A 2,702-nucleotide genomic window follows, 5' to 3' on the forward strand; every position below is an offset into this window, starting at 1 on the left:
CTGAACGATGTCGTCGACGATGCCGCCATAGTAGCCTGAGACGCCGCCGAGCAGGATGCCCAGCAGGAGCGAACAGACGACGCCGACGAGGCCGATGGACATCGAGACGCGGGCCCCGTGCACGGTGCGGCTGAACACGTCGCGGCCCAACCGGTCGGCCCCGAAGAGATAGAACGGTTTGCCGACCTCCGTCGGTCCGATGAGATGCAGCGACATCGGGAAGAGGTTCCAGAGCTTGTAGGCCTCGCCCTGGACGAAGAAGCCGACGGGAATGAGCTTTTCCGGGTCTTCGACGAACGAGCGTGACAGGGCGATCGGGTCAACCTTGACCGCATAGTCGTTGACGTAGAGCAGGTGGAACTCGCCCTTGGCGTTGGTGCCGAACAGGCGCACCTGCTGCGGCGGCGCATAGGTGTAGTTGGCCGCATAGGTCTCGGACGAGACCGGTGCGATGATTTCGGCAAAAAGCGCGATGAAGTAGATCGCCAGCACCACGATGCCGCTGATCAGGGCCAGCTTGTGGCGCTTGAAGCGCCGCCAGGTCAGCTTCCATGGGCCGGCCATGCCAGCGCTGTTCTTGGCTGGCGCGGCAATGACAGGAGAGGATGCGGTGTCCGTCACGTCAGCCTCCTAGGTGTAGCGGATGCGCGGATCGAAGACAGCCAGGAGGATGTCGGAAATCAGCGTGCCGATGAGGGTGAAGATGGAGAGCAGCAGGATGATGCCGCCTGCCAGGTACATGTCCTGGGCAAAGAGTGCGTTGAGCAGCAGCGGTCCGGCAGTTGGCAGACTGAGCACGATCGAGGTGATCACCTCGCCCGAGATCAGCGCTGGCAGAACCCAGCCAACGGTGGAGATGAAGGGGTTGAGCGAAACGCGGACCGGATATTTGAAAAGCAGGCGCGCTTCGCTGACACCGCGGGAACGAGCGATGTCGACATAGGGCTTGTTCAGTTCATCGAGCAGGTTGGCGCGCATGACGCGGATCAGTGCTGCGGCCCCGGAAGAACCAAGCACCAGAACCGGCACCCAGAGATGGGAGATCATGTTCCAGACGCGCTCGGGGCTCCAGGCGGCGTTGGCAAATTGCGGCGAGAACAGCCCGCCGACGCTGAGGCCGAAATAGCGCGATGAAACATACATCAGCACCAGCGCCATCAGAAAGTTCGGGATAGCCAGGCCCAGGAAAGCGATGAAGGTCGCGGTCATATCGCCCAGCGAATGCTGGCGGACGGCGGAATAGATGCCGATCGGGAAGGACACCAACCACACAAACAGCAGCGTGGTGACGGAGACGACGAGCGTCATGCCCAGGCGGTCCCAGATGAGGCCCGCTACCGGCATGTTCCATTCGAAGGACTGGCCGAAATCGCCACGAAAGACGATGCCGCTGATCCACATCCAGTATTGGACGAGGAAGGGCTGGTCGAGGCCGTAGCGTTCGCGCAGCGCCAGGACCATGGCGGAGTCGAGCACTTCGTTCTGAGCGGCGCGGCGCGCCGTCAGCGAGGTCAGGAAGTCGCCGGGCGGCAGCTGAATGATGAAGAAGATGAGGAACGAGATGATGATCATGATCGGAATCATGAGCAGGATCCGTCGCAGGATGAATGACAGCATGGCGCTTTCCGACCCTGTTGGAACGGCTGGGTAGAGCTATCGGAAGAGGTGGGGTGGCCAGTCAGGTTGGGAGGCCCTGACTGGCGCGTCCGAGCTAGTTAGAGAAGTAATACTGCTCGGGATTGGTCGGACCAGGGGTCAGGTAGAAGAAGGTGTTGGGCATCAACGCCGGAACGTTGTGCATGTTGTTCTTCACGATACCGACCTTGTCGGGCTCCATATTGGTGCCGATGACGTAGAACTGTTCCTTGGTGATCGCCAGAATGCGCTTCATGATGGCGATCTGGCTTTCGACGTCAGGCGTGCCCTTGAGCTGGTTGTAGAGGTCCTGCTGTTCCTTTGCGGGACCAACGGGCTCTTCTGCAACCGGATCATTGGGGTTCTGGTAGTAGATGCCCCAGGCCGAGGCGTAGCTCGATTCAAACTCGTGCGGCAGGTACCACTTCGGGTCGAGCAGACCCAGAATGTCGTAGCCGCCACCACCCTGCCAGGCCAGCGCGTCGTGGTCATTGGACTGCAGGCGGGCAAAGATCAGAGACTGCTCGCCCGGACGCACGACCAGTTCGACGCCAACGACGGCGAGATAGGCCTTGATCCGCTCAAGCGCGTCGATCTTGATGGTTTCGGTGGTGAGCACTTCGACGGCGAAGGAAACACGGCGCCCTTCGCTGTCGAGACGGAAGCCCTGGGCGTCGCGCGCGGTAATGCCGGCCGCATCGAGATGCGCATTGGCCTTTTCGAGATCGAAATCGGTGTACTGGGTGGCCATCTCTTCATCATAGAGCTGACTGCCGGGTCGTGGCGCGCCCTGATAGGGCTGGGCGACCCCAGCATAGATCAACTGGTTGAGTTCTTCACGGTTGATGGCGTAGCTGACCCCGACGCGGAAGTCCTTGTTCGAGAACAGCGCGCGCTTAACCGGATCCTTGTGGGTCTGGTTGATGTTGAGCAGCATGGCGTTCGAGAAGGCCGGCTGCGAAACGAACAGCTTGTAGTTGCCCGCTTCCTGGTTCTGTACCACGACCGGGCGCACGCTGACCGTGTCGAGGAACATGATCTGCATGTCGATGTCGCCATTGGCGGCC

Annotated in this window: 2 protein-coding genes and 1 pseudogene; all 3 read right to left on the reverse strand. The window is 60.9% G+C overall.

Going from position 1 to position 2,702, the window contains the following annotated elements; translation table 11 throughout:
- Window positions 1–621: pseudogene (locus tag J0I64_RS08420) on the reverse strand (ABC transporter permease); the annotation flags it as partial.
- A gap of 9 nt (window positions 622–630) precedes the next feature.
- Entirely contained in the window at window positions 631–1,617 is a 987-nt protein-coding gene (locus J0I64_RS08425) for an ABC transporter permease (RefSeq protein WP_291407139.1), read from the reverse strand.
- A 94-nt stretch (window positions 1,618–1,711) separates the two neighbouring features.
- Window positions 1,712–2,702 (reverse strand): ABC transporter substrate-binding protein (locus J0I64_RS08430; RefSeq protein ID WP_291407140.1); only part of this gene is annotated, 991 nt, incomplete at its 5' end.

This window comes from Devosia sp. (assembly GCF_017307565.1).
GTDB lineage: Bacteria > Pseudomonadota > Alphaproteobacteria > Rhizobiales > Devosiaceae > Devosia.